Raw genomic sequence first — 15220 nt, 5'->3', positions numbered from 1 at the left:
CTCGGCCGCTTCATACCGGCGCAGCAGCGTGCGGCAGACACATGGCCTCGGAGCGCTCCATGAGCTTCACAGCAGCCAGGCCTCTCCGGAAATCCGCGAAGGGTCACGATGCGCGCCGCCCTGTCGGCGTCAAAGACGTAGCGCGTGCAGCCGGTGTGTCACTCGGTACTGTCTCCAATGTGCTCAACCGCCCGGAGATCGTGGCGGAAGCCACCCGGGTCCGCGTCCTGGAGGTCATCGAGACACTGGGTTATGTGCGCGCCGAAGGCGCCAGGCAATTGCGGGGGTGGGCTTCCCGGGTGCTCGCGGTCATGGTGCTCGATCTGACCAACCCCTTCTTCAGTGCCCTGACCGCCGGCGTCGAGGAGGTCGCTCACGAACTCGACCTCGGTGTCATGGTGTGCGCCGGCACACGTGCTCCCGCCGAAGCCGCTCGGCACATGACGCTCATGTCCTCGCATCAGGTCCGCGGGGCCGTGCTGGCATCCGGGGAGGGTGTGGGGAAGACTGTGGCGGCATTCCGTCGCAACGCGATCCCCTTCGTCATCGCCGATCAGAACGCCCCTCAGCCATCCGCCTGCTCTGTCGGGATCGACGACTTCGCGGGCGGCCGGGCTGCTGTACAGCACCTGATCGAGCTGGGGCACCGCCGCATCGCCTACGTCAGCGGACCGGACCGCCTCCAACAGGTGCGGGACCGGCGCCAGGGAGCCCTCAACGCGGTGTGCAGGGCAGGTCTGCCCGCAACGGCCCTGCGGGAGCTGCCCTGTCACGATCTGACCGTTGCCGCCGGACGGGACGCCGGTCAACGCCTCATCGCCCTGGACGCACGACCAACTGCAGTCTTCTGCGCCAACGACCTGCTCGCCCTGGGGGTCATGCAGGCCCTGTACACAGCCGGGCTGCGCATGCCCGAGGACATCGCTGTGATCGGCCACGACGACATCGACTTCGCCGCGACCTCCGTCGTGCCCCTCACCTCGGTCAGACGACCGGCTCGTGCCATGGGACGTGAAGCGGGGCGGCTCCTCATCGAAGAAACCACCAACGGCGTGCCTCATGAGCACACCCACATCGCTCTCCAGCCGGAACTCATAGTTCGACAGTCCACTGTCGGACCCACGAGCAGTCCTCCGGGATCACCGTGATCTACGCACCACCGGCACAGCGGGGGGAGCACGGCCGCGCGTCTTGGCCGGCCGACCCGAGAACGCACAGTCAGTGCGCCATCGAACTGGCCATCATCGTGCGGGCGACCCTGAAGACCTGGCGCTTCCGTCTCAGTAGCCTCGGGCAGAGTGTGAGGACGTCCACGGGCGCGGGTTTGAGTTCCGCCCACAACGCTTCACCGAGGGCGTTCAGGTAGACCTTGGTGGCTGAGTACACGGCCGAGTAGGGACACCCCATCAGGCCTTCGACCGAGCTGGTGAAGAGCACACCCCCCGCGGCCTCGCGACTTCAGCCGGGGGGCGAGTCCGTGCGCGAGCAGCATCGGCGCCAAGCAGTTGACCCTGCATCGACGAAAGGACGTCAGCGTCTCCCTCCTCGAACGTTCCCTTCGCCGAACCCGGCGTTGTTGACCAGCAAACCCACGTCCAGACCAGCCACGGCCTCGAGGATCTGGTCAGGCGCCGCCGGATCAGCGAGATCGGCCCATACCACAGTGACGTCCACCCGGTGCGCGTCCCGCAGCTCCGTGGCCAGTTGCCGCAGTCGACCGCCGCGCCGGGCGACCAGGACCACATCGAGGCCATGGCCGGCCAAGTGGGTGGCGAACGAACGGCCGAAGCCCAACGAGGCCCCAGTGACGACCGCAACCGGGCCGTACCGCTGCACGAAAACAGTCGTGCCGCATACTCCACGTCCTCAATGGTGCCTATGCCGGCTAGTGGCCGCCGCCCCGCCTGTCGGCAGCCACGGGCAATCGGTTCTAGGCATGTTGGTGCACCGTCGAAGCACAGCAGGTGGTCGATGACGAACGCAGCCTGCTCTTATGCCAGAAAGACCACGGCCGCACCCTCGATGGAAGGGAATTCCTCGTCCCTCTCCGCAACCCATTCGGCGAGCCCGTCGAACGGGCATACACGACTTCCAGGCGTCCGCCGCACCGCGTTCAAACAACTCTGAGCAGACCTTGCGCTCTTGCCCCTCGCCGCGTCCCACGATCCCGACCGCCGCCGCTTCCGCAGCGAAGGCCAGTGCCGTTTGCTGACCTGAGCGACTCCATCATGCCTCTGACCTGCGCAAATGTCCAAATAGTAGATCTTGGACTTGAACATGGTACGCATCATCGGGGCACTCCCAGAAGTAGGCTCCCTGCCTGCGTTTTTGCAGGTCAAGGGCTGTCTCGACACTCTACATCGAGTCGCCGGGAGGGGCCTTGGGGGTCGCCCTCACGCCCCCCGGCACTCCTCGCGAACGGCCGCGATCAGCGTACGCAACGGCTTCCGAGGACTCTCGTGACGCTCACCACAGCACGACTCGATCACTCGACCATCAGATCGGACACCAGCCGACCTCACTTGACTGACTAACCACTCTCCTACATGCTGTTCTCATGCCCAGACCGAGGAGCGACGACAAGCGCGCGGCAATCATGGATGCCGCCACCCGGATCATCGCCGTTCAGGGACTGGGCGCGGCGACGGCGGCGATCGCGAAGGAAGCCGGCGTTTCCAATGGGTCGCTCTTCACCTACTTCGACACCAAAGCGGATCTGCTCAACCAGCTCTACCGGGAGCTGAAGGGCGAGATGGCGGCAGCCGCGCTCGGCGGCCTGCCCGCGGCCGATCCGCGCACCCAACTGCTGCACGTGTGGTCACGATGGATGGACTGGGCGACGGCCGATCCCCACAAGCGCCGCACGCTGGCGCAACTCCAGGTCTCCGACGAGATCACGGCATCCGCCCATGAGTCCGCGAGCCGGACCATGACAGACATCGGGGAGATCCTGGAGCGCAGCCGGGCGAACGGCCCCATGCGCGACGCCCCGGCGACCTTGGTGTTCACGCTGTGCAATGCCCTGGCCGAGGCCACCATCGACTACATCATCGGCGACCCGGACGGCTCCGAGGAGCACAAGCAGTCCGGCTTCGACGCGCTCTGGCGCGTGATCGGCTGACCCCGCCCCGGGCCCCCTTCCCCCTATCCACCCACATCCATTAATGACTGACTAGTCAGATTCCTTCAGGAGTGCCATGCCCGACAAGGCTTACGTCATCACCGGCCCGACCTCCGGCTTCGGTCGCCGCACCGCCCTCGAACTGGCCAAGCGCGGCACCGTCGTGCTGGTCGGGCGCGACGCCGCCAAGCTCGATGACGTGCGCGGGAGCATCGAAGACAGCGGCGGAAAGGCCGTGTCCGTCCTATGCGATCTCGCCGACCTGACCAGCGTGCGACGCGCCGCCGCCCAGATCGTCGGGCTCGGCCTGCCGGTCACCGGCCTGCTCAACAACGCCGGCGTCTTCCCCAGCCGCCCCGGTACGAACGCCCTCGGCTGGGACATCACCTACGCGACCAATCACATCGGGCCGTTCGTACTCACCGAGACGCTCGTGCCCCACCTCGAAGACGGCACGCACGTGGTGTTCATCGTCTCGGCCGTGGAGGATCCGGAGCGCAGGCCCGCCACCATGTCGGGTTTCCGTGGTGCCCGGTACCTCTCCGCCGAGGCGAGTGCCCGTGGCGAGTGGCAGCCCGGCGGCTCGAAATTGCCCGGCGGAGACGCCTACGCCACGTCCAAGCAGTGCGGCCTGGCGACGGTGTTCGCCTTCGCCCGCGAGACACCCCGACTGCGGTTCAACGCCATCGAGCCCGGCTTCGCTCCCGGCACCGATCTCGGCCGTGACGCCAACCTGTTCCTGCGTCTGCTGTCGAAGTACGCGCTCTCGCCATTGGCCCCGCTCATCAAGTACTGGACCAACCCGGGCACCGCCGCTCGCCTGATCACCCGGGTACTCACCGACGAATCGGACGCCACCGGCGTCTATTACGACGAGAAGGGACGCCCCATGCGAGGTTCCGCACAGGTGCACGACCCGGCGTTCAACGCGCGGGTGGTCGCCGAGACCCGTGCGCTGCTGCGCACAGTTCCCGCCTGAGAGCCGGCTCCTGCCCGGGACGAAGACCGTGCAGGTCGTCGTCGACCTTGCTTCCGCCGGCGCTCGTCCTTGAGACAGCCCGAAAACGGTCTTATCCGCCGGGTGCCGGATGCACTATGACATTCGGTGTGGTCCGCCACCGCACCGCCACCGGACCACCCGCCCCGCCCCGCCCGGCAGCGTCCGTCGAAGGGAACGCGAGTGTCCGAGCAGCGGAAACTCGTCCTCGACCCCACCGCCCGCGACCATCACGCCGAGTACCGGGCGCTGCGCGCGCGGGGGCCGGCCACCCGGGTGGACGTCCTCGGGCTGACCGCCTGGTCGGTGGGTGACCCGCGGCTGCTGCGGCAGTTGCTCACGAGCGAGCAGGTGTCCAAGGACGGGCGCGCGCACTGGCCCGCGTACGCCGAGACCCTCGCCACCTGGCCGCTCGCGCTGTGGATCGCGGTGGACAACATGTTCACCGCCTACGGCGGCGATCACCGCAGGCTGCGCCGGATGGTCGCGCCGGCCTTCACCGCCCGGCGCGTCCAGGCGCTGCGGCCGGACGTGGAGGCGATCGTCGGCTCCCTCCTCGACGAGCTGGCCGCCCGGCCCGCCGGAGAGGTCGTGGACCTGCGCGAGGAGTTCGCCTATCCGCTGCCGATCGCCGTGATCGGGCGGCTGATGGGCGTCGGGGACGACCACGGCAAGGGGTTCCGCGCCATGGTCGACGCCGTCTTCGCCACCACGCTGACCGCCGAGGAGGCGGCCGCCAACACGGCCGGGCTGTACGAGTCGCTGGACCGGCTGATCGCGGCCAAGCGGGCCGCGCCGGGCGACGATCTGACCTCGCTGCTCATCACCGCCCGCGACGAGGAGGGCGACGGCAGGGGTTTCACGGACGGCGAGTTGCGCGACACGCTGCTGCTGATGATCAGCGCCGGGTACGAGACCACGGTCAACGTCATCGACCAGGCGGTCACCGCCCTGCTGACCGATCCCGAGCAACTCGGCCACCTGCGGGCCGGGCGGGCCGGCTGGGGCGACGTGGTGGAGGAGACGCTGCGGTACGAACCCGCGGTCAAGCACCTGCCGCTGCGATTCGCCCTCGCCGACATTCCGCTGCCGGACGGGCAGACCATCGCCCGGGGGGACGCGATCCTCGCCTCCTTCGGCGTGGCGAGCCGGGACCCGGGCTGGCACGGTGCCACGGCCGACCGCTTCGACCTCACCCGGCAGGTGAAGGACCACATGGCGTTCGGGCACGGCGCGCACTTCTGCCTCGGCGCCCCGCTGGCCCGCCTGGAGGTCGGCACCGCGCTGAGCGGTCTCTTCGACCGGTTCCCCGGCCTCGAACTCGCCGTACCGGCCGAGGAGTTGCTGCCGCTTCCGTCGCTGATCAGCAACGGCCACCAGGCCCTGCCGGTACGGCTGCGGCCGGCCGACGGCTGATCGCAGCCTCGGGACCGGCCCCAAGGGCAGGGCGCCGTTCCGTCAGCGATCCTCCGCTCCGCCCCGGTCGCGCAGGCGCACGCCGAGCAGCACCACGGCCAGGGACGCGGCGCCGACCGCCGCCGCGCTCCACACGCCCGCCCGGACGCCGAGCGGCAGCAGTACCGCGGCGGCGAGTGCGGCGCCGAGTTCGCGGCCGCCCGCGGTGACGCCCGAGGCGACGCCCTCCTTGCCGCGCTGGGCGCGGGCCAGGCCGGCGGCGGAGGTGGTGGGGACCAGCAGGCCCCAGCCGGCGCCCATCAGGACCAGCGGGGCGACCAGCGCGCCGTAGTGGTCGAAGACCAGCGGGATGACGGCCAGGGCGGCGATCAGCAGGGCCGACCCGAGGACCATCGCGCCCTGGACACCGAGCCGGCCGATGGTGCGGCCGGCCGCGAGCGCCGCGACGATGTTGCCGCCGGCCAGCGGCAGCAGCGCCACTCCGGCGACGAAGGGCGTCATGCCCAGTTCGTCCTGCAAGCCCATGCTGACGATGTAGAGGGTGCCGAAGAACGCGGCGGTGCCCACCACCGTGACCACGGCGTTGGCGCTGAACGGCACGTCCCGCAGCTGGCTCAGCGGCAGCATCGGCGCGGACGCCCGCCGCTCCACCCGGCCGAACAGCCACACCGCCGCGCAGGCGAGTACGACACCGGCGGCCAGCGCGGCCGGGGGCAGCGAGCGCCAGTCGTGGGCGAGGAAGGCCACCAGGCCGAGCAGCACCACCATGACCAGCAGGCCGGGCAGGTCGAGGCGGGCCCCGCCGCCGCGCAGCAGCGGCAGTACGGGCCGGCCCACCAGGGCGAAGACGACGGCCAGGGCGGCGACGGCCAGGAACATCGCGCGCCAGGACGACACCGACACCAGCGCGCCGCACAGCACCGGGCCCAGGGCCGCGCCCAGCGCGTTGGCGCCGGCCCAGATGCCGATGGCCCAGGACAGCCGGCCGGGGACGTCCTGGTACACGAACTGGATCAGCGCCAGCGCGGACGGCAGGACGAGGGCCGCCCCCACCCCTTCGCCGAAGGTGCCGACGACCAGCAGGCCCACGGTGGGGGCGGCGGCGGCCACCAGGCTGAAGACGGTGAAGATCCCCAGCCCCGCCAGGAAGATCCGCCGGGCGCCGAACCGGTCGGTCAGCGCGCCGCCGGTCAGCGACAGCATGGCGAAGGCCAGCGTGTAGCCGGAGAGCACCCAGCCGATGGCCGTGCCGCCCGCGTCGAAGGTGGTGCGGATCTCGGGGGAGGCGATGTTGAGGCCGGAGGTCAGCAGGATCACCAGCAGGGTGCCCAGGCTGGTGCTCGCCAGCACGATGCCCGGGGAACGGCGCCGGGGGGCCAGCGCGTCGCGGGCCGCGGTGTCGGACGGGGCCGGGGCCGGACCGGAAAGACTCTCACTACGCATATCACCGAGAGTATAGGTAGTTCGCGAGCGAAACAAATGCCGAGCGGAGACCGGCGGGCGTGCGGGAGTAGGGTGAAAGAACAGCCACTGGGAAGGAAGCGAACGAAATATGAGCGCTGACGCCGTCGATGCCGCGGCGCAGGAGTGGGCGGCGGCCTGGCCGCGGCTGGACGTCTCGCCGGGCGAGGTGCTCGCCCGCGTCCAGCGGCTGGCCCAGCTGATCGAGGAGGCGCAGAGCCGGCGGCTGCGCCGGCGCCCCGGCATGGTCGTCAACAACCTCGGCGACTTCGACGTCCTGCGGGCGCTGCGCCGGGCCGGGCCGCCGTACGCGCTGACGCCGACCCGGCTGCGGCAGGCCATGCTGGTCTCCGGCGCCGGGCTGAGCGGCCGGCTGAAGCGGCTGGAGCAGGAGGGGTGGATCGCCCGTACGGCCTCGCCGGACGACGGGCGGTCCTCCCTGGTGAGCCTCACCCCGGAGGGGGTGGCCGACCTGGACCGGGATCTCGAGGGGCACTACGCCTTCGAGTCCGATCTGCTGCGCGCCCTGGACGTCGAGGGGCGGCACCGGGCGGCCGGTGACCTGCGCACCCTGCTGCTCGACCTGGAGGCACGTCTCTGACGTGCCCGGCGCGGCCTCAGCCGCCCGTGCAGCGGCGGGCGAAGGCGACGGTACGGGCGTAGCAGTCCGCCACGTCCGCCTCCGCCAGGCCGACCCACAGGTGGTCGCCGCCGCCGACCAGCCGCAGGTCGGGGTGGTGCCCGGCGGCGCGCAGGGCCTCGGCGAGGCGGACGGACTGCCGGGCGGGGACCAGGGAGTCGTCGGTGCCGTGCAGGAGGAGGAAGGGCGGCGCGCCGGGGCCGGCGTGGGTGACCGGACTGGCGGCGCGGGCCGCGCCGGGCCGGTCGGCGGGGGCGCCGCCGAGCAGCAGCGCCTCGAAGGAGGCCGGGTCGTGGGCGTCGTAGGTGCCCTCGGGCCGGTCCTCGGCGAGGCCGGGCAGGTCGGTGGGGGCGTACCAGGTGACGCACCCGGCGACGGTGCCGGCCGGCTGGGTGAGCGCGGTCAGCGCGGCGAGGTGGCCGCCGGCCGACTCGCCCCACAGGACGGTGCGCGCGGGGTCGACGCCGAGGTCGGCGGCGCGGGTGCGCAGCCAGGCCAGTACGGCGGCCAGGTCGTCCTGCTGGGCGGGGTGCGGGGCCTCGCCGCTGAGCCGGTAGTCGGGGCAGACGACGGCGAATCCGGCCTGCGCGAGCCGGGCGAAGGGGCCCGGTGTCCAGTCGCGGAAGCGGGGGCCGAGGTCGTCGCGCAGCCCCGTGTGCCAGGCGCCGCCGTGCACGAAGACGACGACCGGCAGTGGGCCGGCGGCGTCCGCGGGCCGCCACACGTCGGCGGTGAGCGGGCGGCTGCCGTCCCGGACGGCGTACACCGCGCCGCGCAGCAGCGTCACTCCGTCTGCGGGGCGGGCCGGGTGCGGCAGCGGCAGTGTCGCCGGGTCGGGCGGGGCCAGCAGGTGGAAGGGGAAGGTCACGGCGGTGCCTTACGTCAGGCGGTACGGGGCAGGATGCGGCGCGCGTTGGCGGTGGTGAGGGTGCGCCAGTCGGGGTGGCCCTCGGGGGCGGGCGCCGCGTCCAGGCCCGCGATGTGCGCCTCCACCCCGGCGGCCGGGGTCCAGCAGTGGTCGCTGCCGTACAGCAGGCGGTCGGTGCCGACCAGGTTCAGCAGCGCGGGGAGCTGGCGGGGCAGGGCGGGGCCGGCCAGGTCGTAGTAGAGGCGCTGGAGCTGGGCGACGGCGTCGGGGGCGTCGGTGCCGGCCGGCATGAACATCTTCATGAAGCCGTTGATCCGGTCGGCGAGGACCGGCAGGGCGCCGCCGCAGTGCGGGACGATCACCGTGAGGTTCCGGTACCGGTCGAGGGTGCCGGACATCAGCAGGTCGGTGACGGTGCGGGCGGTGTCGAAGATGAACTCGACCATCGGGCGCGGGCGGCCGAGCGCCGACTGCTCCCAGCACACCGGCGAGGTGGGGTGCAGGAAGACCACCGCGCCGCGCCGGTCCAGCTCGGCCCAGACCGGTTCCAGGTCCGGGTTGCCGAGGTAGGTGCCGTGGGTGTTGGTCTCCAGCACCACGCCGTCGGCGCCGAGCGTGTCGTAGGCGTACGCGAGCTCCACGAGGGCGCCGTCGACGTCCGGCAGCGGCAGGGAGGCGAACAGGCCGAAGCGGCCGGGGTGGGCGCGTACGGTCTCGGCGCCGTCCTCGTTGACCTCGCGGGCCAGTGCGCGGGCGGCGGTGTCGTCGCCGAAGTGGATGCCGGGCGAGGAGACCGACAGCATCGAGGTCTCGATGCCGCAGCGGTCCATCAGCTCCAGGTGCGCCTTGGCCGACCAGGTGGGCCAGGCGGGCACGCCGTCGGGCAGCTCGTGGCCGGCCGCGCGGGCCTGGCGGACGTAGGAGTCGGTGACGAAGTGGGCGTGGACGTCGAGGTATCCGGGGGTGCTCATGCGCCGCTCCTCACTTTCCGGTGCGCCACTTGTGGTCCGGCAGGAAGTTCACGTCGTACTGCTGCGGCACGGCGGCGAACTTCTGCGGCTCGGGCACGTACGGGCGCTGCGGCGGGGAGAGTTCGTCGGTGGGGGTGCCGAGGTTCTCGAAGAACCGCTCGAAGGTGCCGCCGGGGCCGGCCGCGACGCCGACGATGCGGCTGTGGTGGCGCTCGATGCGGTAGGCGTGCGGGCAGTTCTTCGGGACGAAGCCGAAGTCGCCGACCGTGAGCAGCTTCTCGTACTGCTCGCCCTCGGTGTCCTCGACGAACAGCCGCACGGCGCCGTCGGTGATGTAGAAGACCTCGTAGGTGTCCGGGTGCGAGTGGGCCGGGATGATGTCGCCCTTGGGGCCCTCGCAGGTGAAGAAGTTGAACGTGTTCTCGGTCTGCTCGCCGCCGGCGTAGATCGTGAACATGTCGGTGAAGAGGTGGGCGCGGTCGCCCATGCCCTTCTCGATGAAGTACGGCTTGCCCGGCTCCGGCGGGATGTGGGAGCGCTGGCGGTAGCGGGTGGCGAACTCGATGGTCATGGGTGATCGGTCCTTCCTGCGGCTCGCGGACGGCTCCCGCCAACCTAGGACCGGCCGGGGAGGGTGGTCGGCATACACTCGGGCACGCGATGAAGAAAAACGGACAGTTCGCGGCCGGCCGTCCGACGGGCGGCGTTCCGACCGTGTCCTACCACCCGACGCCGGGCCGGCCGCCGGGCCTCGAAGTGCTCGATCTGCCGGGCCTCGCCGCCCGCGCCGAGGAGCGGGAGCGCCCGCTCACCGCGCCGGTGCGGCCCGCCTTCCATCTGGTCGTCGCGGTCCGGGGCGGGCGGCTGGTGTGCGCGGTGGACTTCACCACCTACACCCTGGGCGCGGGCGACTGGCTGTGGGTGTGGCCGGGGCAGGTGCTCCAGTTCCCGGACGGCCCCGGGGCGAGTGCAGACGTGACCGCCGGTTCCGGGACGGGTGCAGACGCCACCGCCGGCCCCGGGGCGGACGCCGACGCCACCGTGCTGGTCTTCCCGACCGGCTTCCCGAGCGCCGCGACGGACGCCCTGATCCGGGACGGCGAGCATGCCCCCTACCGGCTGATCACCCCGGACCCGGCGCGCCAGGCGGCGCTGCTGCGGCTGCTTGACGCGCTGGTGGCGGAGCACGCCGGGCTCGGTGACCTGACGCTGGAGGCGTACGTCGAGACACTGCGCGACCTGCTCGCGGTGATCCTGGTGCGGCTGGTCCACCTCGCCGACCCGCGCCGCCGGACGCGCGGGGCCGGCCGCGAGCCGTTCGACCGGTTCCGGCGGGCGGTCGAGGAGGACTTCGGGCGCACCCACCGGGTGGAGGACTACGCCGCCCGGCTGGGCTACAGCCCGCGCACGCTGACCCGGGCCACCCGGGCGGCCCTCGGGGTCGGCGCCAAACGCTACATCGACGACCGGGTGCTGCTGGAGGCCAAACGCCTGCTCATCCACACCGCGCTGCCGCCGGCCGTGATCGGGGAGCGGATCGGGTTCGGGTATCCGACCGTGTTCAGCGCGTTCTTCCGGCAGCACACGGGGATGACACCTACCGAGTTCCGGTCCCAGACGAAGCCCTGACGGCGGCGTCGGCCGGGCGGTCCGCGAACTGCGTACGGTACAGCTCGGCGTACCGGCCGCCGGCGGCGAGGAGGGTGTCATGGGTGCCGCGTTCCACGATCCGGCCGGCCTCGACGACCAGGATCTGGTCGGCGCTGCGGACCGTGGACAGGCGGTGCGCGATGACGACGGCGGTCCGGCCGGCCAGCGCCTCGGTGAGCGCCTCCTGGACGGCCGCCTCCGAGGTGTTGTCCAGGTGGGCGGTGGCCTCGTCGAGGATGACGACGCGCTGCCGGGCCAGCAGCAGCCGGGCGATGGTCATCCGCTGGCGCTCACCGCCGGACAGGCGGTAGCCGCGTTCGCCGACCACCGTGTCCAGGCCGTCCGGCAGGGACCGTACGAGGTCGTCGAGGCGGGCCCGGCCGAGGGCGGTCCACAGGTCGGTGTCGGTGGCGTCGGGCGCGGCCAGCAGCAGGTTGGCGCGGACGGTGTCGTGGAAGAGGTGGCCGTCCTGGGTGACCATGCCGACGGTGGCGCGCAGCGAGGCGGCGGTCAGCTCGCGGACGTCGACGCCGCCGACCCGGACGGCGCCCGAGCCGGCGTCGTAGAGGCGCGGCAGCAGTTGGGCGACGGTGGACTTGCCGGCGCCGGAGGAGCCGACCAGGGCGACGGTCTGGCCGGGTTCGGCGCGGAAGGAGACGCCGTGCAGCACCTCGGCGCCGCCCCGGCCGTCCAGGGTGGCGACCTCCTCCAGGGAGGCGAGGGAGACCTGGTCGGCGGCGGGGTAGCCGAAGCGGACGTCGTCGAACTCGACGGCCACCGGCCCGTCGGGGACCGGGCGGGCGTCGGGCTTCTCCTCGATCAGCGGCTTGAGGTCGAGCACCTCGAAGACCCGCTCGAAGCTGACCAGCGCGCTCATCACCTCCACCCGGGCCCCGGCCAGCGCGGTGAGCGGCGCGTACATCCGGGTGAGCAGGAGTGCCAGGGCGACGACGGCGCCCGGTTCCAGGGTGCCGCGCAGGGCGAGCCGGCCGCCGATGCCGTAGACCAGGGCGAGGGCGAGCGCGGAGACCAGGGTGAGCGCGGTGATGAACGCGGCCTGCGCGGTGGCGGTGCGCACCCCGATGTCCGCGACCCGGCGGGCCCGCTCGGCGAACTGCGCCGACTCCTCGCCGGGCCGGCCGAAGAGCTTGACCAGGGTGGCGCCGGGCGCGGAGAAGCGCTCGGTCATCCGGGTGCCCATCGCCGCGTTCAGGGCGGCGGCCTCGCGCTGCATCCGGGCCATCCGGCCGCCCATCCGGCGGGTCGGGATCACGAAGACCGGCAGCAGGACCAGCGAGAGCAGCGTGATCTGCCAGGAGAGGGTGAGCATGACGGCGAGGGTGAGCAGCAGTGTCACCAGGTTGCTGACGACTCCGGAGAGGGTGTTGCTGAACGCCCGCTGGGCGCCGATGACGTCGTTGTTGAGCCGGGAGACCAGCGCTCCCGTACGGGTCCGGGTGAAGAACGCGACCGGCATCCGCTGCACATGATCGAAGACGGCGGTGCGCAGATCGAGGATGAGGCCCTCGCCGAGCCGCGCCGACAGCCGCCGGGAGAGGATGCCGAGCGCCGCCTCCGCGACGGCGATCGCGGCGATCAGCAGGGCGAGGCGTACGACGGTGCGCTCGGCGCCGCCGGACACGATCGCGTCGACGACGCGGCCGGCCAGCACCGGGGTGGCGACGGCGAGCAGCGCGGTCACCACGCCGAGCAGGACGAACCAGGCGATGCGGCGGCGGTGCGGGCGGGCGAAGGCGCCGATGCGGCGCAGGGTGGCGCGGGCGAAGGGGCGGCGGTCCCGCTCGGCGTTGAGGACGCTGTGCAGCTGGGTCCAGGCGGTGGTCTCCATGCTCATGCGGCAGACGCTAGGACCTCAAGCAATCTTGAGGTCAACGGCCGGCCGCTGTCCGCCCGTAAACCGCCGTCCGCGTGGCCGGCACCGGGAGTTGGGGCGGTGCGGGAACGCTGTACCGATGTGACTGCCGTAGACCTCCCCGCCGCTCCCACGGGACGCACTCCCCGGCGTCCGCGCCGCGTCCCGGCCCATCTGCCGCACCGCGCCCGCCAGTTCCTCTGTCTGCTGCCGCTGCTGCTGGTCGCCGTGGTCGCGGTGCGGCAGCGGTCGGTGCTCGCCGAGGGGATCGGGCATCTCGCCACGGCCCGCTGGCCCTGGCTGCTGGCCGCCGTCGCCGCGACCTGTCTGACCTGGGTCGCCGCCGCCTGCACCCGGCAGGGCGCGGTGGTGGAGCGGCTGCCCGGACGGCGGCTGCTCGCCACCCAGTTCGCGGCCGGCGCCGCCAACCACCTGCTGCCCAGCGGGCTGGGCGCGGGCGCGGTCAATCTGCGGTTCCTGACCGTGTGCGGGCTGCCGCTGGCCCGTTCCTCGGCGGCGCTCGCCCTGTATCTGCTGGCGGAGAGCGTGGGCCGGGTGGCGCTGCTCGGGGCGCTGCTGCTCGCGTTCCCCGGCGCGCTGCGGCCGGGGGAGCTGCTGCCCGAGGGGTTCCTCGGCCCGCTGCTGCTCGGCGCGGCGGCGGTGCTGGTGGCGGCGACGGCCGTACTGCTTCTGGTCCGGCGGCTGCGTACGGCGCTCGCCGGCTTCCTGCGGACGGCGCTCGGCGAGGCCCGCTCGGTGCACACCCGTCCGGCGCGGGCGCTGGCGCTGTGGGGCGGTTCGCTCGCCTTCCCCGCGTTGCAGGCGACCGCGCTGGTGCTGACCGGGCGGGCGCTGGGGCTGCCGGTGCCGGCCGCGCACATGGCGCTGGCGTACCTGGCGGCGACGGTCGCGGTGGCGCTGGTGCCGACGCCGGGCGGCCTCGGGTCGGTGGAGGCCGCGCTGGTCGTGGCGCTGGTGGCGGCGGGCGGCCCGGCGGCGGTGGCGACGGCGGTGGTACTGGCGTACCGGATCATCACCGTCTGGCTGCCGCTGCTGCCGGGGGCGCTGACGCTGGGGGCGCTGGTGCGGCTGAAGGTGATCTGAGGAGGCACCCCCCGGGTCTCAGATCATTCGGACACGGGTCTTGGATCGTTCGGACGCGGGTCTTGGATCGCTCGGACGCGGGTCTTGGATCGCTCGGACGCGGGTCTTGGATCGCTCGGAACAGGTCGGCGGCGGCGTGGACGTCGGTGAGGTCGTCGATGGAGCGGAGGTTGTCGCACAGGGCCGCCAGGACCGAGCCGGTCCCGGCCGCGTCCGGGACGCCGATGGCCACGCCGAAGAGGCGGAAGTCCAGCCAGTGCTTGGCCTCGTTCCAGCCGCGCGTCCACTCCTCGCCGACCTCGCAGGCGTCGTCGGTGATCAGCACGATGTCGCCGCGTGCGCGGGCGGCGTCGTCGAACTCCTCGGCCAGCAGGTCGACAGCGGCCGACAGCGGGCGCTGGAAGTCGGTGCCGCCGCCGAGGAAGGTCTCGGCGAACTCGACGACCTGGGCGGTGCCGGCCGGCCGGTCGGCCGGGAAGCGGAAGACGCGGAGCTGGTCGGCGGCGGAGAACAGGATGCCGACGAAGTCCCGCCGCGCGGCGCGGGCCTGGTCCAGCAGCGCCAGGGCGCAGCCCTTGGACCACGCCTCCCGGGTGATGCCGCCGGGGCCTTCCGCGTACATGGAGTGCGAGGTGTCGACGCAGGCGATGACCGCGCCCCGGCCGGTGCGCTGCTCGCCCTGACTGTCGTAGAGCATCAGTTCCCCGGCGGCGTAGCGGGCGGCGAACACCGCGCGCAGGCCGGGCAGGCCGAGGTGGGCCAGTTCGGAGGGGATGAGACGGGAGAGGTCGTCGCCGAGGGTGACGCCGATCAGCTCCCCGGTGGTGTTCTCGACCTTGCGGGCACGTTCGCCGTCGGCCAGCTGCCGGAAACGGCCGATCAGTTCGGCCCAGCGGGCGAGCCGGCCGGTGCGCAGCCGTTCGGCGAGCCGGGCCCGCTCGTCGAACGGCATCCGTTCCAGTTCGCCGGGGCCGACGCCCCAGGTCCGCAGCAGCGCGGCCTCCTCCCGTACGGTCCGGGCCGCCGTCGCCACCGCCGTACGCGCGGCGGTGCGGGCCTCGCCGGCCGCCGCCGCGAGGGCCTGCCCGGCGGCTTGCCCGGCCTGCCGCGCGGCGGCCC

General features: G+C 72.6%; 13 protein-coding genes and 1 pseudogene. 7 read left to right on the top strand and 7 right to left on the bottom strand.

What is annotated here, in order from left to right; translation table 11 throughout:
- Positions 1-59 precede the first annotated feature (59 nt).
- Entirely contained in the window at positions 60-1148 is a 1089-nt protein-coding gene (locus ACTT8P_RS24405) for a LacI family DNA-binding transcriptional regulator (RefSeq protein WP_442833863.1), read from the top strand.
- Between the two features lie 70 nt (positions 1149-1218).
- On the opposite strand, the pseudogene ACTT8P_RS24400 reads toward ACTT8P_RS24405, so the two are convergent.
- A pseudogene (locus ACTT8P_RS24400) lies at positions 1219-1836 on the bottom strand (SDR family NAD(P)-dependent oxidoreductase).
- Between the two features lie 721 nt (positions 1837-2557).
- On the opposite strand from ACTT8P_RS24400, the gene ACTT8P_RS24395 reads away from it, so the two are divergent.
- From ACTT8P_RS24395 to ACTT8P_RS24385, 3 genes are all read left to right on the top strand, one after another.
- Complete coding sequence (locus tag ACTT8P_RS24395) at positions 2558-3121, top strand: TetR/AcrR family transcriptional regulator (protein ID WP_442833862.1); 564 nt, start codon at positions 2558-2560, stop codon at positions 3119-3121.
- A gap of 76 nt (positions 3122-3197) precedes the next feature.
- Complete coding sequence (locus ACTT8P_RS24390; RefSeq protein WP_442833861.1) at positions 3198-4100, top strand: SDR family NAD(P)-dependent oxidoreductase; 903 nt, start codon at positions 3198-3200, stop codon at positions 4098-4100.
- Between the two features lie 201 nt (positions 4101-4301).
- Positions 4302-5534 carry a cytochrome P450 family protein gene (locus ACTT8P_RS24385; RefSeq protein WP_442833860.1) on the top strand — a complete coding sequence of 411 codons (1233 nt, stop codon included), beginning with the start codon at positions 4302-4304 and terminating at the stop codon, positions 5532-5534.
- A 42-nt stretch (positions 5535-5576) separates the two neighbouring features.
- Here the strand turns inward: ACTT8P_RS24385 and ACTT8P_RS24380 are convergent, their stop codons facing one another.
- Positions 5577-6977 (bottom strand): MFS transporter, encoded by a 1401-nt coding sequence (locus ACTT8P_RS24380; protein WP_442833859.1) that lies wholly within the window; start codon positions 6975-6977, stop codon positions 5577-5579.
- Positions 6978-7086: 109 nt separating this feature from the next.
- Between ACTT8P_RS24380 and ACTT8P_RS24375 the strand changes: the two genes are divergently transcribed.
- Positions 7087-7596 carry a MarR family winged helix-turn-helix transcriptional regulator gene (locus ACTT8P_RS24375; RefSeq protein ID WP_442833858.1) on the top strand — a complete coding sequence of 170 codons (510 nt, stop codon included), beginning with the start codon at positions 7087-7089 and terminating at the stop codon, positions 7594-7596.
- A 16-nt stretch (positions 7597-7612) separates the two neighbouring features.
- Here ACTT8P_RS24375 and ACTT8P_RS24370 read toward each other — a convergent pair whose 3' ends face one another.
- The 3 genes from ACTT8P_RS24370 to ACTT8P_RS24360 are packed head-to-tail and all read right to left on the bottom strand — an operon-like array spanning position 7613 to position 10045.
- The gene (locus tag ACTT8P_RS24370) at positions 7613-8503 is read right to left on the bottom strand and encodes an alpha/beta fold hydrolase (protein WP_442833857.1); all 891 of its coding nucleotides are present in this window, start codon (positions 8501-8503) and stop codon (positions 7613-7615) included.
- A 14-nt stretch (positions 8504-8517) separates the two neighbouring features.
- On the bottom strand, positions 8518-9474 hold the full coding sequence (locus tag ACTT8P_RS24365) for an amidohydrolase family protein (protein WP_442833856.1): 957 nt from the start codon (positions 9472-9474) through the stop codon (positions 8518-8520).
- A 10-nt stretch (positions 9475-9484) separates the two neighbouring features.
- Complete coding sequence (locus ACTT8P_RS24360; RefSeq protein ID WP_442833855.1) at positions 9485-10045, bottom strand: quercetin 2,3-dioxygenase; 561 nt, start codon at positions 10043-10045, stop codon at positions 9485-9487.
- An 89-nt stretch (positions 10046-10134) separates the two neighbouring features.
- Between ACTT8P_RS24360 and ACTT8P_RS24355 the strand changes: the two genes are divergently transcribed.
- Entirely contained in the window at positions 10135-11103 is a 969-nt protein-coding gene (locus ACTT8P_RS24355) for a helix-turn-helix domain-containing protein (protein ID WP_442833854.1), read from the top strand.
- Here the strand turns inward: ACTT8P_RS24355 and ACTT8P_RS24350 are convergent.
- Entirely contained in the window at positions 11072-12973 is a 1902-nt protein-coding gene (locus tag ACTT8P_RS24350; RefSeq protein ID WP_442833884.1) for an ABC transporter ATP-binding protein, read from the bottom strand. The two genes, ACTT8P_RS24355 and ACTT8P_RS24350, sit on opposite strands and share 32 nt — an antisense overlap.
- A 228-nt stretch (positions 12974-13201) precedes the next feature.
- On the opposite strand from ACTT8P_RS24350, the gene ACTT8P_RS24345 reads away from it, so the two are divergent.
- Entirely contained in the window at positions 13202-14101 is a 900-nt protein-coding gene (locus ACTT8P_RS24345) for a lysylphosphatidylglycerol synthase transmembrane domain-containing protein (protein ID WP_442833883.1), read from the top strand.
- Here the strand turns inward: ACTT8P_RS24345 and ACTT8P_RS24340 are convergent.
- The coding region (locus ACTT8P_RS24340) for a VWA domain-containing protein (protein WP_442833853.1) at positions 14031-15220 on the bottom strand (1190 nt) is incomplete at its 5' end. The genes ACTT8P_RS24345 and ACTT8P_RS24340 overlap by 71 nt on opposite strands.

It is taken from the genome of Streptomyces sp. JW3, assembly GCF_052216785.1.
Taxonomy (GTDB): Bacteria; Actinomycetota; Actinomycetes; order Streptomycetales; family Streptomycetaceae; genus Streptomyces.
This window is presented reverse-complemented; position numbering and strand designations above follow the sequence as displayed.